At 66.6% G+C, this 24,064-nt stretch carries 19 protein-coding genes; 13 read left to right on the top strand and 6 right to left on the bottom strand.

The genetic code is table 11. From position 1 onward, the window contains the following. Nucleotides 1–101: 101 nt before the first annotated feature. Both AB4Y92_RS18510 and AB4Y92_RS18505 read right to left on the bottom strand, forming a co-directional pair. Nucleotides 102–1,526, bottom strand: a complete 1,425-nt coding sequence (locus AB4Y92_RS18510) for a serine hydrolase domain-containing protein (RefSeq protein ID WP_441820996.1) — start codon at nucleotides 1,524–1,526, stop codon at nucleotides 102–104. Between the two features lie 413 nt (nucleotides 1,527–1,939). Beyond that, entirely contained in the window at nucleotides 1,940–3,532 is a 1,593-nt protein-coding gene (locus AB4Y92_RS18505; protein WP_441820995.1) for a GMC family oxidoreductase, read from the bottom strand. A 287-nt stretch (nucleotides 3,533–3,819) separates the two neighbouring features. Here AB4Y92_RS18505 and AB4Y92_RS18500 point away from each other — a divergent pair, with 287 nt between their 5' ends. The 6 genes from AB4Y92_RS18500 (at nucleotide 3,820) to AB4Y92_RS18475 (ending at nucleotide 10,708) form a co-directional block, all read left to right on the top strand. Continuing rightward, complete coding sequence (locus AB4Y92_RS18500; RefSeq protein WP_441820994.1) at nucleotides 3,820–5,208, top strand: NTP/NDP exchange transporter; 1,389 nt, start codon at nucleotides 3,820–3,822, stop codon at nucleotides 5,206–5,208. Then, nucleotides 5,205–6,101 carry a metallophosphoesterase gene (locus AB4Y92_RS18495; RefSeq protein WP_441820993.1) on the top strand — a complete coding sequence of 299 codons (897 nt, stop codon included), beginning with the start codon at nucleotides 5,205–5,207 and terminating at the stop codon, nucleotides 6,099–6,101. Before AB4Y92_RS18500 ends, AB4Y92_RS18495 begins: the two co-directional genes overlap by 4 nt. 192 nt (nucleotides 6,102–6,293) lie before the next feature. Then, nucleotides 6,294–7,460, top strand: a complete 1,167-nt coding sequence (locus AB4Y92_RS18490) for a hypothetical protein (protein ID WP_441820992.1) — start codon at nucleotides 6,294–6,296, stop codon at nucleotides 7,458–7,460. Between the two features lie 260 nt (nucleotides 7,461–7,720). Then, on the top strand, nucleotides 7,721–9,100 hold the full coding sequence (locus tag AB4Y92_RS18485) for an NTP/NDP exchange transporter (protein ID WP_441820991.1): 1,380 nt from the start codon (nucleotides 7,721–7,723) through the stop codon (nucleotides 9,098–9,100). Further along, nucleotides 9,097–10,227 carry an NAD-dependent epimerase/dehydratase family protein gene (locus AB4Y92_RS18480; protein WP_441820990.1) on the top strand — a complete coding sequence of 377 codons (1,131 nt, stop codon included), beginning with the start codon at nucleotides 9,097–9,099 and terminating at the stop codon, nucleotides 10,225–10,227. The genes AB4Y92_RS18485 and AB4Y92_RS18480 overlap by 4 nt, the downstream gene beginning before the upstream one ends. 130 nt (nucleotides 10,228–10,357) lie before the next feature. Continuing rightward, nucleotides 10,358–10,708: a DUF1304 domain-containing protein gene (locus AB4Y92_RS18475; RefSeq protein ID WP_441820989.1), complete on the top strand. Its 351-nt coding sequence runs from the start codon at nucleotides 10,358–10,360 to the stop codon at nucleotides 10,706–10,708. A 202-nt stretch (nucleotides 10,709–10,910) separates the two neighbouring features. Here the strand turns inward: AB4Y92_RS18475 and wrbA are convergent, their stop codons facing one another. After that, complete coding sequence (gene wrbA / locus AB4Y92_RS18470; RefSeq protein ID WP_441820988.1) at nucleotides 10,911–11,510, bottom strand: NAD(P)H:quinone oxidoreductase; 600 nt, start codon at nucleotides 11,508–11,510, stop codon at nucleotides 10,911–10,913. A gap of 437 nt (nucleotides 11,511–11,947) precedes the next feature. Here wrbA and AB4Y92_RS18465 point away from each other — a divergent pair, with 437 nt between their 5' ends. Continuing rightward, nucleotides 11,948–13,153 (top strand): MFS transporter, encoded by a 1,206-nt coding sequence (locus tag AB4Y92_RS18465; protein WP_441820987.1) that lies wholly within the window; start codon nucleotides 11,948–11,950, stop codon nucleotides 13,151–13,153. A gap of 196 nt (nucleotides 13,154–13,349) precedes the next feature. Here AB4Y92_RS18465 and AB4Y92_RS18460 read toward each other — a convergent pair whose 3' ends face one another. From AB4Y92_RS18460 to AB4Y92_RS18450, 3 genes are all read right to left on the bottom strand, one after another. Next, the gene (locus tag AB4Y92_RS18460) at nucleotides 13,350–13,727 is read right to left on the bottom strand and encodes a hypothetical protein (protein WP_441820986.1); all 378 of its coding nucleotides are present in this window, start codon (nucleotides 13,725–13,727) and stop codon (nucleotides 13,350–13,352) included. A gap of 19 nt (nucleotides 13,728–13,746) precedes the next feature. Next, entirely contained in the window at nucleotides 13,747–14,223 is a 477-nt protein-coding gene (locus AB4Y92_RS18455; RefSeq protein WP_235111082.1) for a hotdog fold domain-containing protein, read from the bottom strand. 294 nt (nucleotides 14,224–14,517) lie between these two features. After that, nucleotides 14,518–17,004 carry an acyl-CoA dehydrogenase gene (locus AB4Y92_RS18450; protein ID WP_441820985.1) on the bottom strand — a complete coding sequence of 829 codons (2,487 nt, stop codon included), beginning with the start codon at nucleotides 17,002–17,004 and terminating at the stop codon, nucleotides 14,518–14,520. A 380-nt stretch (nucleotides 17,005–17,384) separates the two neighbouring features. Between AB4Y92_RS18450 and AB4Y92_RS18445 the strand changes: the two genes are divergently transcribed. From AB4Y92_RS18445 to AB4Y92_RS18420, 6 genes are all read left to right on the top strand, one after another. After that, nucleotides 17,385–18,044, top strand: a complete 660-nt coding sequence (locus AB4Y92_RS18445; protein ID WP_057941872.1) for a TetR/AcrR family transcriptional regulator — start codon at nucleotides 17,385–17,387, stop codon at nucleotides 18,042–18,044. A gap of 127 nt (nucleotides 18,045–18,171) precedes the next feature. After that, complete coding sequence (locus AB4Y92_RS18440) at nucleotides 18,172–19,893, top strand: phosphoenolpyruvate carboxykinase (GTP) (protein ID WP_441820984.1); 1,722 nt, start codon at nucleotides 18,172–18,174, stop codon at nucleotides 19,891–19,893. Between the two features lie 347 nt (nucleotides 19,894–20,240). Beyond that, nucleotides 20,241–20,828, top strand: a complete 588-nt coding sequence (locus AB4Y92_RS18435; protein ID WP_057941873.1) for an RNA polymerase sigma factor — start codon at nucleotides 20,241–20,243, stop codon at nucleotides 20,826–20,828. Then, the gene (locus AB4Y92_RS18430) at nucleotides 20,825–21,439 is read left to right on the top strand and encodes a hypothetical protein (RefSeq protein ID WP_441820983.1); all 615 of its coding nucleotides are present in this window, start codon (nucleotides 20,825–20,827) and stop codon (nucleotides 21,437–21,439) included. The genes AB4Y92_RS18435 and AB4Y92_RS18430 overlap by 4 nt, the downstream gene beginning before the upstream one ends. Before the next feature lie 17 nt (nucleotides 21,440–21,456). Continuing rightward, the gene (locus AB4Y92_RS18425; protein WP_441820982.1) at nucleotides 21,457–22,410 is read left to right on the top strand and encodes a DUF4097 family beta strand repeat-containing protein; all 954 of its coding nucleotides are present in this window, start codon (nucleotides 21,457–21,459) and stop codon (nucleotides 22,408–22,410) included. A gap of 147 nt (nucleotides 22,411–22,557) precedes the next feature. Next, nucleotides 22,558–23,880: an aspartyl/asparaginyl beta-hydroxylase domain-containing protein gene (locus AB4Y92_RS18420; protein ID WP_441820981.1), complete on the top strand. Its 1,323-nt coding sequence runs from the start codon at nucleotides 22,558–22,560 to the stop codon at nucleotides 23,878–23,880. The last annotated feature ends 184 nt before the right edge of the window (nucleotides 23,881–24,064 follow it).

The raw sequence follows: 24,064 nt of genomic DNA, 5'->3' as shown, positions 1-24,064 counted from the left end.
CGGTCTTCATGCGGATGCTGACACCGGCGCATAAACGAAAAGGCCCGCCAATGGCGGGCCTTTTCGTTTCACGCTGTTCCCGATTCCCGATTCCCGATTCCTCAGTGCGGCGCCGCGGTGGACTTCTGCGCGTTGCTGCCGGTCGGGTCCTGCGGGTTCACGCCTTCCGAGGCGTACAAGCCCGGGTCGTCGAAACCGTCCACGTCGAGCCAGCGCTGCACCGGCATGCCGATGGCGCGGTCGAGCATGGTCGGCAGCAGGCCGGTCGGCAGGCCGCTCTCGCTGTTCCACAGCACGGCGATGCCGAGGTCGCGCTCGGGCAGCATCGCGACCATGCCGCGATAGCCCTGCACCGCGCCGGCGTGGAAGACCACGCGGTGGCCGGCGTAGTCGAACACGCGCCAACCCAGCGCGTAACCGGCCGAGCCCAGGCGTTGACGGCGCCAGCTGGAGCCGCGGATCTCGGTGGGCGTTTCCACCAGCGGCTGATGCAGCGTCGCCAGCAGCGGCAGCGGCAGCACGTCGGGACGATGCCCGGTCTGCGCGATCAGCCACTGCGCCATGTCGCTGGCGCTGGCGTTGACGCCGGCGGCCGGCGGCAGTTGGTAGTAGGTCGGCTTGGGCGTCAGCGAAGCCCAGCCGCCGCGCGCGCGCACATGCGGCTTGGCCCAGCGCGCGGCCGAGGTGATGCCTTCCAGGCCCAGGCTGGCGTCGTTCATGCCCAGCGGCTTGAACAGGCGGCGCTGCACTTCCTGGCTGTAGAAATCGCCGGTGGCGGCGAAGACCACGTCGCCGATCAGGCTGAAGGCGATGTTCTGGTAGCCGTAGCAGGTGCCGGGCTGGCAGCTCATCGGCGCGTAGGCCAGCTTCTGGGTGAGCACGCGGTAGTCGGCGTAGTTTTCCAGATCGCGGTCGTAAGTGTTGTGGGTCAGGCCGACGCGATGGCTGAGCAGGTCGGCGACGGTGACGGTGCGCGCGGCGTTGGGATCGACCAGCTGGAAGCTGGGCATGTAATCGACCAGCTTGCTGTCCCAGCGCAGCGTGCCGTCGTTGACCAGCAGTCCGGTCAGGGTGCCGGCGAAGCTCTTGGACAGCGAAGCCAGGCGGAACACGGTGTGGGCGTCGATCGGCTCGGCGTTGCGCACGTCGGTGATGCCGTAGCCGCGCGCGCTGAGGATCTGGCCGTTGTGGACGATGGCCATGGCCATGCCCGGAATGCGTTGGTCGGCGACCAGCGCCTGCGCCATCGCTTCGAACTGGCGCACGTCGAAGTCGGCGGCCAGCGGCATCACACGCGGATTGAGGTTGTTGGCGGCCGAACCGATCTGCAGGCCTTGCGGCGCGACGGTGCCGTCGATGCCTTGCGCGCGCGCCACGTCCGCTTGCGAAACGGTGGGCTGCGACGGATCGGGCGTGTGCCAGCGCAGCGACGTCTGCGCCGTGGACCCCAGGGTGAGCGTAAGCAGGGCAGCCAGAGTGCCGAGGCGCCAGGGGTTGAGTGAGCGTCGGGAGGAGTCGTGTTTCATCGCTCGCAGCGCCTGCGTGGACCGGGATGAGTTGATTCTAGCTCCGATCTCAGGGAATTGAACAACAACCGCATTCAGGATTCTGATTTTTCAGGGATTAATGGCCGCGGTGAGAGCCGATTGCGCAAACGTTCGGAGTGCCGGCAAGCGGCCAGTGGAGTGCCGCCCGCCGAGAAAATTTGCCCCCTTTGAAAAAGGGGGCTGGCGCCTGCGTTGCTGGGGGGAGGCGGGAAGCCGTCTGCGCCGGGGGATTTGCTTTTTGGGGGGCGGGAAGATCAAAAGCAAATCCCCCCTGGCCCCCCTTTTTCAAAGGGGGGAATCGGTCTGGTGGGGCAGGGTGAAACTTGCTGCGATTCCCGATTCCCGATTCCCGATTCCCGAATCCCGAATCCCGAATCCCGAATCCCGAAAAATCAAACCCGCCCGCGAATCAGATCCGAAGCGCGCTCGGCGATCATGATCGTCGGCGCATTGGTATTGCCGCTGACCAAGGTCGGCATCACCGAAGCATCGATCACCCGCAGGCCATCGATGCCGCGCACGCGCAACTGCGAATCCACCACCGAGGCCGCATCCTCGCCCATGCGGCAAGTGCCCACCGGGTGATACACGGTCTCAGCCTTGGCGCGCACGAACTCGGCCAGCTCGGCGTCGCTCAGATCCTCGCGCGCGGGAAAGATCGGCTTGCCGCGGTACGCATCGAAAGCTTTCTGCTTGAACAAGGTGCGCGAGAGCTTGGCGCACTCGACCATCATCTTCATGTCGAAGCCTTCCGCATCGCTCAGATAATTGGCGTTGATGCGGACCTTGTCGCCGGCGCTGGCGCTGACCAGTTCGAGATGGCCGCGGCTGCGCGGATGCAGGAAACAGGCGTGGGCGGTGTAGCCGTCGCCGCGGAGGCGATGGCGGCCGTGATCGTCGAGCATCGCCGGCACGAAATGGAATTGCACGTCGGCGCGATCGTCCGGCGCCAGGTCAGAGCGCACGAAGCCGCCGGCCTCAGCGATGTTGCTGCTGCCCGGGCCGCTGTGGCCGCGCAGGTAATAATTGAAGGCGACTACGATGTCGCTGAGGCGATCGTAGGTGACGCGCTGGGTGGAGTGCTGCAGCGTGCAGATGTCCAGATGATCCTGCAGATTCTGCCCAACTTGCGGCGCGTCGGCGACGACTTCGATGCCCTGCCGGCGCAACTGATCGGCGGGGCCGACGCCCGACAGCATCAGCAACTGCGGCGAATTGATCGCGCCGCCGCTGAGCAGCACTTCGCGCTGCGCGTGCTGGTGATAGGCGCGGCCGCCGCTGCTGTAGACCACGCCGGTGGCGCGGCCGTTTTCGATGGTGATGCGGCTGACCAGCGCTTTGGTAACGATGTGCAGGTTATGGCGTTCGCGCGCCGGGTCCAGGTAGGCGACGGCGCTGGAGCAGCGCGCGCCGTTCTTCTGCGTCACCTGGTAATAGCCGAAGCCCTGCTGGCTGGGGCCGTTGAAATCGCCGTTGGCCGCATAACCGGCCTGGCGCGCGGCTTCGATGAAGACCGCCGACAGCGGGTTGGTGTAGCGCAGGTCCGACACGTACAACGGGCCCATGCTGCCGTGCAGGGCGTCGTCGCCGCGGCTGTTGCGTTCGCTGCGGCGGAAGTAGGGCAGCACGGCGTTCCAGTCCCAGCCGCTGGCGCCGGCGGCGGCCCAGCCGTCGTAGTCGCCGGCCGCGCCGCGGATGTAGCACATGGCGTTGATCGAACTCGAACCGCCGAGCACCTTGCCGCGCGGCCACCACAGCACCCGGTTGTCCAGGTTCGGCTCCGGCGCGGTGTCGTAGTCCCAGTTCACTCCCTTCTTGTTGACCAGCTTGGATACGCCGGCGGGCATGTGGATGAAGGGGTGCAGGTCGCGCGGACCGGCTTCGATGAGCAGCACCCGGGTGTCGGGGTCTTCGCTGAGGCGATTGGCGAGCACGCAGCCGGCCGAACCGGCGCCGATGATGATGTAGTCGAACTCGGTGGGCACTGGCGCATCCCGCAGGGGCGCGGCATCGGTTGCCGCGCGGATCGGGCGACCGTAAGCGGCAAAACTAGAGCAAATGCTCCCAACAACGGCCGCCCCCGGTTCCGCCACACGCTGTGGTGGCGGCCGCCGACGCCTTGGGCTACCGTGCCGGCAAACCTGCACGGCCGGCAGTGGCGGCCGCGCAGGCGACGACGGGAACGCATCGCGACGGCTCCCGCGCCGCTGATCCGCAATCCACGATCTGCAGAGCCGACCGGCCTCCGGCGGTTCACTCACGGAGCGACGCGATGTCGGCAGTTCAAGGCGCCAGCCTGTCCACCGGACGGGTCCATACCGGCGAATGGCGCGCGGTGGCTTTGTCGGTGGCGTATTTCTTCTGCGTGCTCACCGCGTACTACATGATCCGGCCGGTGCGCGACCAGCTCAGCGCCGTGGTCGGCTCCACCCAGTTGCCGTGGTTCTATGCCGCCACGTTGCTGGCGACGCTGGCCTTGACGCCGGTGTTCTCAGGATTGGTCTCGCGCTATCCGCGCCGCGTGGTGGTGCCGGTGGTGTACGGCTTTTTCATCGCCTGCCTGATCTGCTTCGTGCCGCTGTTCGGCGCGCACGGGCCGCTGAGCCCGCGCGTGCTCGGCACGGTGTTCTTCGTCTGGATCAGCGTGTTCAATCTGTTCGTGGTGTCGGTGTTCTGGAGCTTCATGACCGACATCTGGAACGAAGGCCAGGCGCGCCGGCTGTTCCCGATCATCGCCGTGGGCGGCACGGTCGGCTCGCTGGTCGGGCCGGCGTTGACCGGGCGGCTGGTCGGCGTGATCGGCGTGGCGCCGCTGCTGGTGGTGTCGGCCTCGCTGCTGGGGCTGGCGCTGGTGTTCGTGATCCTGCTCGGGCAGTGGTCGCGCGTGCACGGCATGCGCCGTTTCGAAGGCAGCCACGAGGCCGCGATCGGCGGCGGCATGTTCGACGGGATCAAGCAGATCTTCGCCAATCCGTTCATGCGCTCGATGGCGATCCTGCTGCTGCTGGGCGACTGGATCGGCACGGTCAACTACGGCCTGGTCGTGGACTATTCCAAGGCGACCTTCACCGACGCGGTCTCGCGCACGCGCTTCGCCGCCGACCTGGACCTGATGACCAACATCGTGGCGCTGAGCGCGCAGGTGTTGCTGACACCGTGGCTGCTGTCGCGGCGCGGCGCGGCCTCGGTGATCGGCGTGTGGTCGGTGGTGACGGTGATGTTCCTGACCCTGTCGGCCGCGGTCGCCGACGCGCACGCGCCCTTGACCGAACTGTTTCCCGCCTACGGCGCCTTGATTGCGTCGTTGCCGGCGGGCATGGCGGCGATGATCGGGCCGTTGCCGGCGGTGGCGATGGCGCTGGTGGTCAGTCGCGGACTGGCCTACGGCATGGTCGGTCCGGCGCGCGAGAGCCTGTTCTCCAGCGCCGCGCGCACCCTGCGCTACAAGGGCAAGAACGCGGTCGATACCGCCGCCTGGCGCTTCGGCGACGTGGCGGTGGCGACGACGATGGTCGGCCTGCGCAGCCTGGGCGTGGGCGTCGCAGGGCTGGCCGGCATCAGCGCGGTGGTCGCCGCCGGCGCCGGCGTGATCGGCTGGAACCTCGCGCGCTGGGTGCAGCGCGGCGGCGCGTCCGAACCGGGCGAGAGCGCTCGCGCATGAGGCGCGGCTGGCGGCCGTGGCCGCGCCAGCAGTGGTTGCAGCGCTTGTTCGTCACCCTGGTGCTGTGCGCGCTGGCGTGCCTGGCCTGGGGGTTCTTCTGGGAACCGCGGCAACTGGTCGAACGCGACTACGCCTTCGCCCTGCCGCACTGGTCGCGCGAATGCGAGGGCCTGCGCCTGGACGTGGTCGCCGACCTGCACACCGGCTCGCCGCACAACGGCCTGGACAAGCTCGACGACATCGTCGCCCGGCTCGCCGCCAGCGATGCCAGCGCGGTGCTGATGGCGGGCGACTACGTGATCCTCAGCGTGCTCGGCGGCACCTACATCTCCGCCGACCAACTCGCGCCGCATCTCAAGCCGCTGACCGCGCGCAAACCGGTCTACGCCGTGCTCGGCAACCACGACTGGTGGAAGGACGGCCACAAGGTGCGCGCGGCGCTGGAATCGGCCGGCGTGATCGTGCTGGAAGACCAGGCCCGGGCCGCGCAGTTCGGCGCGTGCCGGGTGTGGATCGTCGGCATCGGCGACAAATGGGAAACCCGTCACGACGTCGCCGGCGCCTTCGCCGGCGTCAGCGACGACGCCCCGGCGATCGCGCTGACCCACAACCCGGATCTGTTTCCCGACATTCCGCCGCGCGCGTCGCTGACCATCGCCGGCCACACCCACGGCGGCCAGGTCAGATTGCCGTGGATCGGCACACCGGTGCTGCCGGCCGAACAGCGTTACGCCGGCGGCTACCTGATCGACCACGGTAAGCATCTGTTCGTCTCCACCGGCATCGGCACCAGCATCCTGCCGGTGCGGTTCGGGGTGCCGCCGGAGATTTCGCGGTTGACGCTCGACAGTTCGCCGCGTGGCACGGATACACCGGTGGCGCCATCGCGGTAATCGATGCCGCGCTGATCGAGTCGCGGGTGTTTCCGGCACATGCGTTGTGGCGATCAGGGCGATCGTTCGCAAGGCACAGTCATTCTTTCAGTTGGTTGCAGCCAAGAGCCTCGCCGTTGTACGCATCGCGGGTATTGCCCCTGGATTCGGATCGGGCTAAATACAGCCTGGGGCTTAGGACAGGGAAGAGCGATGAAAGGTCTGATGGGCTGGGGCAAGCTCGCGCTCGCGGCGCTGATCGGCGTGGTGAACATGCCTGCGGCGCAGGCCGACAGCTGGGACTTGCCGCGTGTGGAAACCTACGAATCGGCCGATAAATCCTGGCGGTTCGTGGTGACGCCGCGTCCGCTGGAAAGTCAGCTGGAATATTTTCAGGATGAGATACGGCGAGAAAAAAACGGTACGCCGCCGCGCGTTCCGTTGCAGCGGGCCCAGGGCAAGGTCGAGCATCTGCGGCAAGGTCGCTGGCAAGCCGTCTGGAATGGCCCGCTGCTCAACGATGTAAGTCCGGTCAGCGCATTGGTCTCGCCGAACGGGCAAGTGGTGACGTTCGATAATTGGCATTCGGCCGGCTTCGGAATCAATGTCGTGGTGATCTACGACAGCAGCGGAAAAACCGTACGTTCGATGGCGTTGAAGGATTTTTTGCCGGACGACTATGTTTACGCCTTACCGCAGAGCGTCAGTTCCATGCTGTGGTCCGGTGAACACGTCCTGTCGGCAGACGGCAAACGTGTGATTCTTCGGGTCGTGGTTCCGGATGACGTTCCCGAGCAACACTATGTCGATCTGAGTTTCGATCTGGCGTCCGGCCAGCCTGCGCCGATAGACCAACGGGCCTGGGCCAGGGCAATGGCTGCCGCGACGAAGGCCGCCGCCGAGCGACGCGCCATTGAGGCCGAACGTCACGCCGATTTCATCGCTCCGCTGACGACTCCGAGCGGCGGTCAAGAATCCGACTGGTCCGGCTATCTGCGCGAAGCGTTTTACCGCCTGGATCCGGGCTGGGAAAATGGGTATGCGAACACGGTGGTGTTGAGTCCGCCGCAGGCGCCGGAGTACGCCGATTCGCTCGCCGCATTCCGCGATGCGCTGTCGCCCGAATGTAAAAGCGCCACCGCGGTCTTGTTCGCTTCGCCCTCTCAAGACAATCTGGTCGCCGCGTTCAGCGAACGTGTCGCGCAACTCGCCAATGGCAGTTTGAAGGGCGCGCGCATCTACGTGGCGGTCAACGATGCGCATTCGGCGGCCGTGGCGAAAGCGCTCGCGCATACGGGTGCGACCTATATCCAATTGGATCCGGCCCGGCCGATCGAGCAGAGTAAAGTACGTCTGGACCAATACCTGCATCCGCGTTAACGCGGCCCGTATCCGACGATCCGGTCACAGAGTTCTGGATCGCGACCCAACTGTGCCGCGTCGTTCGGGCGATTGAACCGCGGCACCGCCGTCTCCTATGCCGAAGGTTGGGATGACCATCCGCAGAGGCCGCGCAACGGCGGCGGCGCTAGTTTGGCCACGGGAAAAGGGAGCCTCACCATGCGCAAGCCAAACGGGCAGGGCGGGTACGGGCGCGCGTGCGCGCCGAGCGCCGCTCGTGAGCGCTCGACTCGGCGCGGATGGCGGGTATGACCCCGATTAAGCCCGCTGTCGGCCGTCTTGGTGTGCAGCTGTCCTCGACGCCGCCGCTATGGTGGTCGCTGCTGTACTTCTTCTGCCTGCTATGCGGCTACTACGTACTGCGTCCGGTGCGCGACGCGATGGGCGCGTCCAGCGACGCGGCCACGGTGTTTCCGCAGGCGATGATCCAATGGGCGCAGGCGCACGGGTTCGCGCTCAAGGACTTCGTACTGCAGGTGCTGTTCACCTGCACCTTCGTCAGCATGATCGTGCTGCAGCCGGTGTACGGCGCCCTGGTCGCGCGGTTCCCGCGGCGGGTGTTCCTGCCGGTGGTCTACGGCATTTTCATCGTCTGCCTGTTCGCGTTCCATTGGGCGTTCCACACCCAGGTGCCCGGACGCGGCATGGTGTTCTTCGTGTGGACGGCGATTTTCAATCTGTTCGCGGTGACCGTGTTCTGGAGCTACATGGCGGATGTGTTCGACGACCGCCAGGCGCGCCGGGTGTACGGCTACATCGGCGCCGGCGGCACCGCCGGCGCGGTGATCGGGCCGATGTTGACGCAATGGCTGGTGCAGCCGCTGGGCGTGGCGAATCTGCTGCTGGTCTCGGCCGGGTTCCTGTCGGTGTGCGTGCTGTGCATCGTGCGGCTGCGGCCGTGGGCGATCCGGCGCGCGCATGCGCAAGGGCTGGACAGCGGCGAGGGCGCGATGGGCGGTTCGGTCTGGGCCGGGCTGAAACTGGTGTGGCAGCGGCCGGTGCTGCGGGCGATGGCGGTGACCTTGTTCTTCAGCGTCGGCGCGGCGACCTTGCTCTACAACCAGCAGGCGGCGATCGCGCGCGAGTTCTATCCCGGCGCCGAAGCGGCGACGGCTTACTTCGCCCGCATCGACAGCGCGGTGAATCTGCTCGCGATCCTCACCCAACTGGTGCTCACGCGCTGGCTGCTCGATCGCCACGGCATCGCCCCCGCGCTGCTGATGCCCGGGCTGATCCTGCTGCTGGGCTTCGGCGTGCTGATGGCCTCGCCGTTGCCGGTGATGGTCGCGATCGTGCAAGTGCTGCAGCGCGGCAGCGAATTCGCCCTGGCCAAGCCGGCGCGTGAAACCTTGTACACGCGGGTGGACCGGCCGTCGCGCTACAAGGGCAAGGCGGTGATCGACACCGCGATCTTCCGCGGCACCGATCTGGCCTTCGTGTGGATTCACAAGGCGGTGGCGTTGTTTGGCACCCAGGCGGTGTTCGCGGCCGGCGCGGTCGCCGCCGCGGGCATGACCGCCAGCGCCTGGAGCATCGTGCGCGCGCAGCGCGGCCTGCCCGGCGCCGACTCCTCTTCCGACAGCGCTTTCGACCGACAACCCGCACGAGGTGAATCATGACCATCAATCGCCGCGATTTTCTCGCCGCCGGTGCCGCCAGCGCCGGCCTGCTTGCGATGCCTTCGTTCGCGCGCACGATCGCAAAGCCCACGCCGCGCAAGATTCTGGTGATGGGCGGCACCGGGTTTCTCGGGCCGCACTTCGTCGAGATCGCGCGCAAGCACGGCCATGCGCTGACGTTGTTCAATCGCGGCAAGACCAACCCGGACAAGTTCTCCGGCGAGGAGTACCACGACATCGAACAACTGCACGGCGACCGCAAGACCGACATGAAGGCGCTGGAAGGCGACCGCCAGTGGGACGCGGTGCTCGACACCTCGGCGTACATCCCGGCCGATGTGACGCGTTCGGGCAAGCTGCTGGCGGCGCGGGTGAAGCAGTACGTGCTGGTTTCGACCATCTCGGTGTACGCCAAGAACGATGTGCCGGCCGATGAGACCTCGCCGGTCGCGACCTTGGCCGATCCCAACGTCACGGAAGTCAGCAACGACACCTACGGCGGATTGAAGGCGCAGTGCGAGAAGGCGGCCGAGCAGGAACTGCGCGGCCGCACGACCGTGGTCCGGCCGGGTTTGATCGTCGGCCCGGGCGACAACAGCGACCGCTTCACCTATTGGCCGGCGCGCGCCGACCGCGGCGGCGAGATCCTCGCGCCCGGCAGCGAGCAGGGGCCGACCCAGTTCATCGACGTGCGCGATCTGGCCGCGTTCCTGCTGACCACGATCGAGCGCGGCCATGTCGGCATCTACAACGCCGACGGCGCGCCCGGCGCGCTGACCATGGGCGCGGTGTTGCGCGAATCGCAGCGCGCCTCGGGCAAGAAATCCAGCGTGACCTGGGTGCCGGCCGATTTCCTGGAAGAACAGAAAGTGCAGGCCTGGAGCGACATGCCGGCCTGGATTCCGGCGCGTGGCGAATACGCTGGCTTCGGCCGCACCTCGGTGAGCAAGGCGAAGGCAGCGGGGCTGAGTTACCGGCCCTTGCGCGAGACCGCGCGCGACACCTTGGCGTGGTGGCGGACGCTGCCGGAAGAACGCCGCGCGAAGCTCAAGGCCGGCTTGAAGCCGGAGCGCGAGGCCGAGGTGCTCAAGGCCTGGCATGCGAAGGCGAAGGCCAAGGGCGGCTGATTTCGTGGGGCGCCGTGTGGGGTGATGGACGCGATCTCGCGGTTGCTCCCAAGCCGTGGCGCAGATCTCGGCGTCGGCCGTGCGAAGCCGTATGCTGCTGGCTTCGATCTCACCTTTTGGAGCACGCCCGATGCATTGGCTCGCCATCGCCCTGATCGCCGTGGTCGCGTTGCTCCATCTGTATTTCCTGGTCCTGGAGATGTTCCTGTGGACCAAGCCGCTCGGCATGAAGGTGTTTCGCAACACTCCGGAAAAGGCCGAGATCACCCGGGTGCTGGCGGCGAATCAGGGGCTGTACAACGGCTTCCTGGTCGCCGGTCTGGTCTGGGGATTGGTCTGCGCGCGCGTGGACGTGGCGACGTTCTTCCTGACATGCGTGGTGGTGGCCGGCGCTTATGGCGCGGCTACGGTCAGCCGGCGGATCTTCTATGTGCAGGCGGTTCCGGCGCTGGCTGCGTTGGCGGCGGTGTGGTTGTTGTAGTCCCTTCGAGGGGAAGAGCGAATCCCCCACGCTCCGATTTGCTATCTGAAACGGAGCGCTCGCCGGGCGTCAGCCCCCTTTTCCAAAGGGGGCGCGATTTTCGTGCTTCGGCCCCAGCGACGAAACCTTCCACCCTGAGCGCGCCGTTCCCCCCTTTGAAAAAGGGGGGCTAGGGGGGATTTGCTTTTTAGCTCTCCCCAACTCAACCGTGCAGCTTATTAGCCGTCTCAGCCACTTCGCGCCCCTGGTAACGCGCCGCATCAAGTTCGTTCTGAGTCGGCTGCCGCGAACCATCCCCGCCAGTGATGGTGGTGGTGCCATAAGGCGAGCCGCCGGTGACTTCGTCCAGCCGCATCTGCCCGGCATAGCCGTAGTTGAGCCCGACGATCACCATGCCGAAATGCAGCAGGTTGGTGATGATCGAAAACAACGTGGTTTCCTGGCCGCCGTGCTGGGTCGCGGTCGAGGTAAAGGCCGCGCCGACCTTGCCGTGCAACGCGCCCTTGGCCCACAGCCCACCGGCCTGATCGAGGAAGTTGGCCATCTGCGAGGACATCCGCCCGAAGCGGGTGCCGGTGCCGACGACGATGGCGTCGTAATGCTCCAGATCGGAAATCTGCGCGATCGGCGCGGCCTGATCGAGCTTGTAGTGCGACTTGCGCGCGACCTCCTCCGGCACCAGTTCCGGAACGCGCTTGATATCGACTTGCGCGCCGGCCGCACGCGCGCCTTCGGCCACGGCTTCGGCCATTTTTTCGCAGTGGCCGTAGGCCGAGTAATAAAGCACCAACACCTTCGCCATGATCTTCGCCTCGCACAGTGGACAGGGCGTCGAGCCTAGACCGGCGATGTTGCAAACGGTGTGACCGGTTGCGCGTTCGTCGCAACGAACGCACGCAAGCCGGCACGCGGCCCGAGGCTGATCGGGCCGCGCCGATGATGCGCCGGACAACATGCCGCATCCGCGCGCGCGCGACTAGTTCGCAATCCGGGATTTACAGTCCCGAACCGACGAAAACCCGCCAAAGCCCGCAACCTCAAGGCTTTCGCGCAGCGTCCCTGGTTCGGAACAATGAAAGCGACGCAGCGTGGTTTATCGACACCACGGTGTTTCCTAAAGTAGACCAATGCGCCGGCACACGGCGCGCCTTCCGGCTTCCTCTGCATTCCCCTCAATGGTTACGCCGCTACGGCTCGCGCCGCGCGGCGGCGACTGTTCTTTCTTCAAGGAGCACCCCCGTGCTGTTGCCCCTCATGTTGCTGTCGGCGGCCGGTTTCACCGTGCTGACGACCGAATTCATCCTGGTCGGCCTGTTGCCGTCGCTTGCGCGCGATCTGGGCGTGAGCGTTTCGCAAGCCGGCTTGCTGGTGACCTTGTTCGCGTTCGCGGTCGCCGCCAGCGGGCCGTTCTTGACCGCGTATTTCTCCCGCTTCGAACGCAAGCGCTTGTTCATCGTGGTGCTGCTGTTGTTCGCCGCTTCCAATCTGCTCGCGGCGATGGCGCCGAATCTCGGGGTGATGGCGCTCGCGCGATTGATCCCGGCGCTGGGCGTGCCGGTGTTCTGGGCGCTGGCCAGCGAAACCGCGGTCGATCTGGCCGGGCAGGAGCGCGCCGGGCGCGCGATCTCGGTGATTTCCTTCGGCGTGATCTGCGCGACGGTGATCGGCGTTCCCACCGGCACCTTGATCGCCGACGCCTTCGGCTGGCGCGCGGCGTTCGTCGCTCTGGCGATCGCCTCGGTGCTCAAGGCCACGCTGTTGTTCGTGTTCCTGCCCGACAGCCGCTCGGCTCAGCCGCAGATGAAGTTGCGCCACCAGTTCCGGGTGCTGCGCGACCCGCGCGTGGGCGGACATGTGCTGCTGTCGGTGATCCTGTTCACCGGCATGTTCACCGCTTACACCTATCTGGCCGACATGTTCGAACGCCTGGCCGGTTTCAACGGCTCGGTGGTCGGCTGGGCGCTGATGGCGTTCGGCGCGGTCGGCCTGATCGGCAATACGCTGGGCGGACGCATCGTCGATCGCAATCCGCTGGTGGCGTCGTTGATCTTCAGCGTGCCGATGGCGATCGGTCTGGTGCTGGTGGTGCCGGCGGTGCAGTCGCTGCCTTTGTTCGCGGTGACGCTGGCGCTGTGGGGCATCACCCAGGCGGCGTTGTTCCCGGTCAGCCACGTGCGGGTGATGAAGTCGGCGCCGCAGGCGCCGGCGTTCGCGGCCTCGCTGAATATTTCCGGGGCGAATCTGGGCATCGGCGTCGGTGCGATCGTCGGTGGGCGGGTGATCGATGCGATCGGTGTCGGCGGGTTGGGGTATGCGGCCGCGGGCATCGTTGCGGTGTCGGTGTTGCTGGGCTTCGTGTTGATGTCGGCGGGTAAGCCGGTCGTGCCGGAGGCGGTGGCTGCCGAGGAATCGGAGGCGGAACCGGCGATGGATTGCGCGTCGTAACCGAAGCGCGAGAACCGTTGCCCCCTTTGAAAAAGGGGGCGAGCGGCCGGCGAAAGCCACGTTGTCGGTGGCGAACTGCGGCGCGGGGGATTTGCTTTTGTCTTGGCGGCATTGAAGCAAGAGCAAAAGCAAATCCCCCCTGGCCCCCCTTTTTCAAAGGGGGGAAGCGATCTTGGAGATTGCGGACTCGACGGAACTAAATAAACAACGGCACCGCGAAAATCACCGCGCCCAGCACGAACAACACCGTCAGCACATGCACCAGCGGCCGGTTGATCCGCAGGAACACGAATTGCTCGATCGTCCTGCCGACCCAGAACAACGACATTCCCGCCAACACCGCGCGCCCCATGGCGGTGTCGTGCAAGTCGTCGGCGAAGACGAAGCACAGCGCGGCGATGCACAACAACACGTAGATCAACCGCAGATTGAGAATCTGCAGGATCGCCCGGTCGGCCCGGTTCGCGGCCTTGAGCGATTGGCGCCAGCCGAACAGCTTCCAGAACGCCATGTGGAACAGCGCGAAGGCCAGGCTGTGGGCGCCGCCGATCCAGATCCAGGTAGTCGCGTTCATGGCATGGCTCCGCGCGGACTCAGTCGCGCTTGGGCTTGGGCGAAACCCGCATGGCGATGCGCGCCCGGAACACGGGCTCGCCGGCGGGATTGGTGACTTCGACGTCGACCGGCAGATCATAGCCGCGGTCGGATTCGACGATGGGCGCGGCCGGCGTCGCCACCGCGCGCATGGTCCCGACGGCTTTCTTCAGGTACTCCACGCTCATGCCGACCGGGATCCAGCGCATCGACTTGGGGATGCTGGCGTCGGTCATCACTCCGCCAGTGAGTTCGGCCAGATTGCACATGGCGATGGCGTGCACGGTGCCCAGGTGATTGGTGATGGCGCGGCGGTGGCGCATGGTCGCGCTGCAACGGCCGGGTTCCAGCGACTCGAAGCGCGGCGAGATGCTGGCGAAGTACGGCGCCTTGAAGCACACCGCGCGGGTGAACAGCCAGTGGCCGGCGGGGTAGCGGGTGATTTTCTTGTACAGGGACAGGACGTTGGCGCTCATGGGCGGGTCCGTGGTTGTGTTGGTTGTGAGTCGGGGCGATGGGGCGGATGCATGCGTTTGTTCCCACCGTCATTCCGCAGATGCACGCGTCTCTTCCTGCCCGTCATTCCCGCGAACGCGGGAATCCAGCGACTTTCGTGCAGTTGCGACAAAGACACTGGATTCCCGCGTTCGCGGGAATGACGGGTAGGCGGTATTCGCGAAAAACTCGACTAGCTAGCCCAAAACCAAAACGGCGGACCCGAAGGCCCGCCGTTCCGATTCAAGCATCGCATCGCATGCGCGCGATCCGCATCACGCCGCGGCGCGTGCGTCGGTATTGCCGTGATCGCGCTCGTGCAGCGCCTTGTAACCGGCCGAACGCAGCTCGGCGGCGTCGAAGTCGTCGACGCTGATCGCATCGATGGTCATCTCGCGCAGCTCTTCCAATTGCTTGCGTTCCTCCGCCGTGATCCAGCCCTCGCGCACGCCTTCGTCGAGTTGCCCCGGGAAATCCAGCGCTTCGATGTCGCTGTTCTTCAGCGCCTTGAGGAACTTGCGCTCCACCGGTTCGGCCAGGATCACCTTCTGCAGGTAGCTGTTGATGCGGCCGGCCGGGTTGTTGGCGCACGGCGTGGTGAACACGCCTTCGGCCAGGCGGTCGCGGGCGTCGTTGGGCGACATCAGCAAGGACGCCGCACGGTGGCCCAGGCGATCGCTCGGCGCCTGCGCGCGGCGGCCCCAGGGGAAGATCAGCATCCACAGCAGATAACCGACCGGACGGATCGGGAAGTTGCGCAGCGCGCCCGACAGCGCCAGTTCGATCTTGTGCACGCAGTCGTGGAAGGCCCAGGCCAGCAGCGGCTGATCGCCGGCCGGACGGCCCTGGTCTTCGTAACGCTTGAGCATGGCGCTGGCGATGTAGAGCTGGCTCAGCACGTCGCCCAGGCGGCCGGACAGGGATTCCTTGAACTTGAGCTTGCCGCCCAGCAGCAGCATCGAGGTATCGGCCATCACCGCCAGCGTCGCCGAATAACGGTTGAGCTTGCGGTAGTAGCGGCGGGTGTAGGCATCGCCCGGGGCGGCGCCGACGCGCGCGGCGGTCAGGCCGAACCACCAGCTGCGCACGGCGTTGGAGATGGCGAAGCCGATGTGGCCGAACAGGTTCTTGTCGAACTCGCGCAGGGCTTCGGCCTTGTCGGGCAGCATCGCCGCCTTCATTTCCTTGAGCACCCACGGATGGCACAGGATCGCGCCCTGGCCGAAGATCATCAGCGAGCGCGTCATGATGTTCGCGCCTTCCACCGTGATCATGATCGGCAGCGCCTGCCAGTTGCGGCCGGCATAGTTTTTCGGGCCCAGGATGATGCCCTTGCCGCCGTGGATGTCCATCACGTCCTTGGCCACTTCGCGGGCCATCTCGGTGCAGTGGTACTTGGCGATGGTCGAGGGCACGGCCGGGTTTTCGCCGCGCGCCACCGCCGCGGCGGTGGCCTGCGACAGCGCGCTGATCGCGTAGGCGTGGCCGGCGATGCGCGCGAGTGCTTCTTCCACGCCTTCGAAGCGGCCGACCGACAGGCCGAACTGCTTGCGGATGCGCGCATACGCGCCGGTGACGATCGCGCCCATCTTGGCGCCGCCGCTGCCCGAGGAGGGCAGGGTGATCGAGCGGCCGATCGACAGGCATTCGACCAGCATCTGCCAGCCCTTGCCGGCGTAGGCTTCGCCGCCGATCAGCTGGCTCAGCGGGATGAAGACTTCCTTGCCGTGGATCGGGCCGTTCTGGAAGGTGCAGTTGAGCGGGAAGTGGCGACGGCCGACTTCCACGCCGGCGGTGTCGCGCGGCAACAGCGCGATGGTGATGCCGATATCGCGCTTGTCGCCGATCAGTCCGTCCGGGTCGTACATGCGGAAGGCCAGGCCGATCAGCGTGGCGACCGGCGCCAGGGTGATGTAGCGCTTATCGAAGGTCAGCTTGACGCCGACCACGCGCGCGCCGTTCCACTCGCCGGTGGTGACGATGCCGTAATCGGGAATCGAGGTCGCATCCGAACCGGCCCACGGGCCGGTCAGGCCGAAGCACGGCACTTCGCGGCCGTCGGCCAGGCGCGGCAGGTAGTGGTCTTTCTGTTCCTGGGTGCCGTAATGCATCAGCAGTTCGGCCGGGCCCAGCGAGTTGGGCACGCCGACCGTGGAGCTGACCACGCTCGACACCGACGCCAGCTTCTGGATCACCTTGTGATTGGCCAGCGCGGAGAAGCCCAGGCCGCCGTACTCCTTCGGGATGTTGAGGCCGAAGAATTTGTTCTTCTTGACGTATTCCCACATCTCCGGCGGCAGATCGGCATCGATGTGCGTGATCTGCCAGTCGTTGGTCATCTTGCACAGCTCTTCGGTCGGGCCGTCGAGGAAGGCTTGTTCTTCCGCGCTCAGTTCCGGCTTGGGCTGCGACAGCAACTGCTGCCAGTCGGGCTTGCCCGAGAACAGCTGGCCTTCGAAACCCACCGTGCCCGCTTCCAGCGCGGTGCGTTCGGTTTCCGACAGCGGCGGCAGGATCTTGGTGTAGAAGCCCAGCAGCGGCTTGGTGATCAGCGGCAAGCGGATCGCCGGCACCAGCAGCGGGACCGCGATCAGGGCCACCAGCACGGCGGCGATGATGGTCGCGGTGGGGCTGGCGCCGAGCAGATAGCAGGCGACCAGCGCGGTGGCGGTCAACGCGGCCCAGACCGGCAGACGCAGGCGGTGGTACGCGGCGATCGCGCCGATGAGAAGAAAGGTAAGGAAGGGGATCGCGATACTCATCAGAGCGCTCCAGAGGATGCGGCTGGACTCAGGCTAGTGGGGCTCGTGTGATGTCGGCGCTGAAATCGGCCGGATCGGCTTGCGCAGCCGGTCCGATCGACATTCAAACGCTGGCATCAAACGGGTAACATACGGCCGAGTATGGAATTGCAATCCGGTGCTGTCAACCGAGCCGGCCTTCGCCCCGATAGACCCATGCGGACCCCGCTCGCATCAAGGCGTTGCGGCCTTTCATCCCCTGCTTTTTCTGCTGCATTGCAGCATTAACCCGCGATTTTCCCGCCGTTTTTCACGAATCCCGATTCCCCGATCCCGAATCCCGGCTTTTTGCTGCACTGCGTACTGTTCCCGACCCTGCCGTATGGTTAAACTTGTCGTCCATGAACCAGCCCGCCTCGAACAAGCCCGAGCCGAAGCTCGACGCCCCGTCTTCCGCTGCGCCGTCCACCGGCGATGCCAAGACGGATCACAAGCCCGAACGCAGCGGCCGACTCAGCGCTGACGATTGGGCCCAGGCCGCGCTCGACCTGATCGCCGAACAAGGCGTCGCCGCTGTAGCGGTGGAACCGCTCGCGCGCAGGCTCGGCGTGACCAAAGGCAGCTTCTACTGGCATTTCCCCTCGCGCGATGCGTTGCTGGTCGCCGCGTTGGAGCGGTGGGAGAAGGTCGAGCAGGAAACCGTGTTCGGCCAGCTCGAACCGATCCCCGATCCGCGCCAGCGCCTGCGTTCGCTGTTCCACCTCGTCGCCCACGAGGTCAAATCGCACGTCATCTATTCCGAGCTGCTCAAGGCGCTGGACCATCCCGCCGTGCAGCCGGTGATCGGGCGCGTGTCCGAGCGCCGCCTGGATTACCTCACCGCTTCCTTCCGCCAGGCCGGCCTGAGCCGCACCGATGCGCAGCATCGCGCCCGCCTGCTCTACGCCGCCTACGTCGGCTTCCTGCAGCTGAACTTGCAGCTGCACCAGACCCGCATGCAACACGACGAGTTCGAGGCTTATGTCGAACACATGATGGCCACGCTGATTCCCTCGTCGTAACACCCGTTCCCTTACCGTTGTCCCCCGGCTGGAGACCATTGCCGTGAATGCCATTTCCAAAGACGCTACCCCCACGACTGCGGCGCTGGGGAGCGCCGGCAGTTCCCTTGCCGCATTGAACGAGTGGGTGGCCCAGGTAGCTGCGCTGACGCAGCCCGACAAGATCCAGTGGTGCGACGGCAGCGATGCCGAAAACCAGGCGCTGATCGCGCAGATGCTGGCCGACGGCACCCTGGAACGCCTCAACGACGAAACCCATCCGGGCAGCTATCTGCACCGCTCGCATCCCGACGATGTCGCGCGCGTGGAGCACCTGACCTTCGTGTGCACCAACGAACGCGAAGACGCCGGCCCGAACAATCACTGGATGGCGCCGCGCGAGGCGCACGCCAAGATGGACGCGCTGTTCGAAGGCTGCATGCGCGGGCGCACCCTGTACGTGATTCCGTATTGCATGGGCCCGATCGAATCAAAGCTGGCGCGTTGCGGCGTGGAGATCACCGACTCGCCGTACGTGGTCGCCAACATGCGCGTGATGACGCGCATGGGCGCGCCGGCGCTCAAGCGCATCGAGCGCGAAGGCAAGTTCGTGCGTGGCCTGCATTCGATCGGCGAGCTCGATCCCGAGCGCCGTTTCATCATGCATTTCCCCGACGAGCTGACCATCAAGTCGTTCGGTTCGGGCTACGGCGGCAACGCCTTGCTCGGCAAGAAGTGCCACGCCCTGCGCATCGCCTCGCATCAGGCGCGCAGCGAAGGCTGGCTGGCCGAGCACATGCTGATCGTCGGCATCGAGAACCCGCAAGGCGAAACCCATTACGTCGCCGCGGCGTTCCCCTCGGCCTGCGGCAAGACCAATCTGGCCATGCTGATTCCGCCGGAAGGCTATCGCCAGGCCGGCTGGAAGGTGTGGACGGTCGGCGACGACATCTGCTGGATGCGTCCGGGCGCCGACGGCCGCCTGTACGCGATCAATCCCGAAGCCGGTTACTTCGGCGTCGCGCCGGGCACCTCGACCAAGTCGAACCCGAACGCGCTGGCCTCGATCCAGACCAACACCATCTTCACCAATGTCGGCGTCACCGCCGACAACCAGCCGTGGTGGGAAGGCCTGGACGACGGCCAGACCCCGGTCACCGATTGGCGCGGCAACGCTTTCGACGCGGCCAAGGGCCCGGCCGCGCATCCGAACTCGCGCTTCACCGTGTCGGCCAAGCAGTGCCCGAGCTACTCGGCGCAAGCCGAAAACCCGGCCGGCGTGCCGATCTCGGCGATCGTCTTCGGCGGCCGCCGCGCCTCGCTGGTGCCGCTGGTGTTCGAAGCGCGCGACTGGACCCACGGCGTGCTGGTCGGCGCGGCGATGGGCTCGGAAACCACCGCCGCCGCGACCGGCGCGGTCGGCGTGATGCGCCGCGATCCGATGGCGATGAAGCCGTTCTGCGGCTACAACTTCGCCGATTACTTCGCGCACTGGCTGTCCTTCGACGGCGCCGAGGCGAAGTTGCCGAAGGTGTTCCACGTCAACTGGTTCCGCAAGGGCATTGATGGCAAGTTCCTGTGGCCGGGCTTCGGCGACAACCTGCGGGTGATCGAGTGGATGATCGGCCGCGTCAAGGGCGAAGCCGGCGCGACCGAAACCCCGATCGGCCATCTGCCCAAGGCCAGCGATCTGAACCTCGACGGCGTGAGCTTGAACGAAGAGGCCCACGCCAAGCTGTTCGGCTTCGACCATGCCGGCTGGAGCGCCGAGTTCGACAGCATCGGCGAATACCTGCGTGAATACGGCCCACGCATGCCGCAGGCGCTGCATGACGAGCAGCAGCGCATCGCGGCGGCTTTGAAGGACTGATTTACTGAGGAACGAGTGGAGAGGAGTGAGGAACGAGTGGGTGGCCGGCGATCTGGCTCCCGCGCGGGTCTCGCTCCTCTCGTTCGTTTTGCCGGCTACGTGCCGGCTGCGCAGCCCGGGGCGGCATAGTAAACAGGGCATGCGCCCGCGGGCAGCCCCGCCGCCGTATCGTTCTACTCGTTCCTCACTTCTCCCTCTCGTTCCTGGCTCCAAGGGCGGGACTAGGAGGAACCAGGGCATGCCCCGCGCGCGGCCCCGCCGCCTCGCTCTACTCGTTCCTCACTCCTCTCTCTCGTTCCTGGCTCCACCCCTTAAACCCTGAGCCCCGACCCAGCATCGGACTCAGTATGCTGACCGCCGTGAACGACACCATGCCCGACGCCGCACTAGCGACCGAAGTCGATGACGACCGCGCCCTGGTGGCCGCGGCCGCGTCCGGCGGGGTCGCCGCCTTCGAGGCGCTGTACCGCCGCCACGCCAGCCGCGTCCACGGCGTCATCGCCCGGCTGGTCGGCTACCACGGCGCCCGCGCCGAGGATCTGACCCAGGAAGCCTTCGTCCGCGCCTGGCAGGCGCTGCCGAACTTCCGCTTCGAGTCGGCCTTCGGCACCTGGCTGCACCGGCTGGCGGTCAACACCGCGCTGATGGAACTGCGCGGCCGCCGCAGCCGTCCGTTCGAAGACAACGACGAAGAAGTGTTCGACACCCTCGGCAGCGCCGATTCGGCCGGACACGTCACCGCGCTGTCGATGGATCTGGAACGCGCCGTCGCCAGCCTGCCGCCGCGCGCCCGCGCCGTGTTGGTGCTGTACGACGTGGAAGGCTGGAAACACGAAGAGATCGCGGTCGAACTCGGCATGGCGGTCGGCAGTTCCAAGGCACAGTTGCACCGCGCGCGCAGCCTGCTGCGCAGCCGGCTCGGAGAACAGGCATGAACGACAACGATCTCAACAAAGACCGCACCCCGGAAGGCGAACTGCCCGACGCGTTGCGCTGGCAGTTGCGGGCGATGCGCCGCGAACTGCCGCCGTCGCGCGATCTGTGGTCCGGCATCGCCGCGCGCCTGGGCGAACAGGCGCCGCCAGCGGAGCTGCCGCCCGCGCCGCTCGCGCCCCACGACGAAACGCCGGTGGTGATCGCGATGCGGCCGCGCGAGGTATCGCGCAATCGCTGGATGGCGCCGCTCGCGCTGGCGGCCAGCGTCGCCGCATTGGCGATCGGCATCGGCAGCCAGTTCCGCGCCCCGCATACCCCGGCCGATCCGGCCCAGGGCGCGGTGGCGACGGTCAACGGCGCCGCCCCGGCCACCTTGATGCAGCGCGAAGCCGACGGCATGACCCGCCAGTATCAGGCGGCGATGCGCGAAATCGCGCCGGCGACCCAGCAGGCGGTCGCGCTGAAGCCGGCGTTCGACGAACTCGACCGCAACGCCGCGCTGATCCTCGACGCGCTGGCGCACGATCCCGATTCGCGGCTGCTGTTGGAGCAACTGCGCCGCACCTACGCACGACGCCTCGCGCTGGCTCAGCGCGTGGCTTACACCTGATCCAAGGAGAACGCCCCATGACATCCGTCCGCCACAGCACACGTAGCCGCGTTCTCCGCCGCCTGCCCGCGATCGGCCTGCTCGCCGTCGCCCTGGGCGCCGCGTTGCCTGCATTCGCCGGCACCCCGATCAATCAGACCCGTCCGCTGGACCCGCTGGGCAGCGTCGAGATCGACAACGTCAAGGGCCTGATCCAGGTCCGGGTGTGGGATCGCCCCGAGGTCAAGATCGAAGGCTCGCTCGGCGAGGGCGTGGAAAAACTCGACATCGAAGGCGACCGCCAGCAGTTGTCGATCAAGGTCCGCTATCCCAACCGCGGCAGCGGCATGGGCTTTTTGGTCGGCGGCGACAAGAGCGAGCCGACCGAGTTGATCGTGACTGTCCCACTGCAAGCTGCGCTGGACATCGACGCGGTGTCGGCCAGCGTCGATGTCACCGGCGTGGCCTCGCGCGAGCTCAAGATCGACAGCGTCAGCGGCGATGTGACCGTGGCCGGCGCGCCGCGCTCGGCGGAAATCGAAAGCGTCAGCGGCGACCTGAGCCTGACCCTCAACACCCGCAAGATTTCCGCGCAGACCGTCAGCGGCGACCTCGACCTGCGCGGCCGCCTCAGCGGCGAGGCGCATCTGGAAACCGTGTCGGGCAAGGTGGACATGGCCGCGCACGAGTCGCGTCTGAGCAAGATCTCGGGCAATTCGGTCTCCGGCGATCTGCGCATCTCCGCGGCGCTGGCAGACAGCGGCGAAATCTCGCTGGAAACCGTCAGCGGCGATGTGAACCTGTCGATGCCGCGCGGCTTGTCGGCGGTGGTGCGCGGGCAGAGCTTCAGCGGCGATCTGAGCGCGCCGGACGTGGAAGTCCAGCGGCCCAAGCACGGCCCGGGATCGAGTTTCGAACACCGCTACGGCAGCGGCAGCGGCAAGATCAAAATCGAGACCTTCTCCGGCGACGCGTCGCTGGAATTCGAATAAGCCGGTCGGCGCCGCGAGGCTGGGCCGAGCGGCGCTGCGGCCCGCGGGCATCGGCGGCATCGCCTCGGATGAGGTAACCGCGCCGCGACGCCCGTCGCGACGTGCCCGAACCGCTCGCGGACGTGGTCAGCGCGCAAGCGCGACCGTATGCTTCCAGCCATCGCCGGCCGCGCCGGCAGGCCGCCGCAGGGCCGGAGACGGGGCTTGAACGAACAGATCAACCAACTGGTCCAGGCCGCCGGCCTGGCCTCGCGCGCGGGCCGCTGGCAAGAGGCCGAGCGCCTGTGGATGCAGGTCCGCGCGATCGCGCCGCAGCACCCGCAAGCGCTGTACAGCCTGGGCATCCACGCGCTGCAGCGCGGCGATACCGGCGGCGCGGTCGAGTTGCTGCAGGCCGCGCACAACGCCGCGCCCGACGACCCGATGATTCTGCTGTCGATCGGCATGGTCCAGCGCGAACGCGGCAACAGCGACGGCGAATGGCAGGCGATCGGCGCCGCGCTCGCGATCGATGCCTATTTCCTTCCCGGCTTGTTGGCCAAGGCCGCCTACCTGGAACGCCAGGGCCACGCGCGCGCGGCCGCGCAGGCCTATCGCAACGCCTTGACCGTCGCGCCGCCGCAACCGCAGTGGCCGGACATGCTCAAGCAGCAGTTGATCCACGCCCAGGCCAAGGTCGATCAATACCGCGACGAATTCACCGAGTTCCTGGCCCACCGCGTCGGCGGACCGCGCGCGGCGCTGGAAGCCGGCGCGCTCGGCCGCTGGGACGAAGCGGCGTCGATCATGGTTGGCCGCAGCAAGCCGTATCACGCCGATTGCAATCAGCTGTGCGTGCCGCGCTTGCCGGCGATTCCGTTCTTCGACCGCAGCCAGTTCGCCTGGGTGCCGGAGCTGGAAAGCCGCACCTTTGATATCCAGCGCGAAATGCGCGAAGTGCTGCGCAACGAACAGGCCGAGTTCACGCCGTATATCGAGTACCAGCCCGGCGACCCGGTCAATCAGTGGCGCGAGCTCAATCATTCGCGGCGCTGGAGCACCTACAAGCTGTGGAGTTATTCCCAGCCCGTGCCCGAGCATCTGGCGCATTGCCCGAACACGCGCGCGGCGCTGGAAGCGGTGGAGATGGCGGCGATCGCCGACGTGTGCCCGAACGCGATGTTCTCCGCGCTGGCGCCGCATACGCACATCCCGCCGCATCACGGCGAGACCAATGCGCGCCTGGTCGTGCACCTGCCGCTGATCGTGCCGGAGAAGTGCACCTACCGGGTCGGCTTCGAACGGCGCGAATGGAAGGTCGGCGAAGTGCTGATCTTCGACGACTCGATCGAACACGAGGCGCGCAACGACAGCGATGAATTGCGCGTGGTGCTGATCTTCGACGTGTGGAACCCGCTGCTGTCGCTGGCCGAACGCGAGATGGTCAACGCGATGATGAGCGCGCACCGGGACTTCCTGGCCGCCCGCTGAGGTCTTCGCAGCACCGTCAGGCCCGGCGTCAACGAGCACGCGCACTGCGAGGCCCTCTCGCCCATCGCGGCGCCCGCCGTTTTCGAAGTCCACAGTCCTCACCCAGTCAAACCGAACCCCAAATCGCAGACAAAAAAAGGCGGGCCGAAGCCCGCCTTTAATGACTCGGATTACGTGTTTCTTA

This window comes from Lysobacter sp. TAB13 (genome assembly GCF_052113885.1).
GTDB lineage: Bacteria > Pseudomonadota > Gammaproteobacteria > Xanthomonadales > Xanthomonadaceae > Lysobacter > Lysobacter gummosus.
The sequence above is the reverse complement of the archived record's forward strand: the minus strand, read 5'-3'. Positions and strand labels throughout refer to the sequence as shown.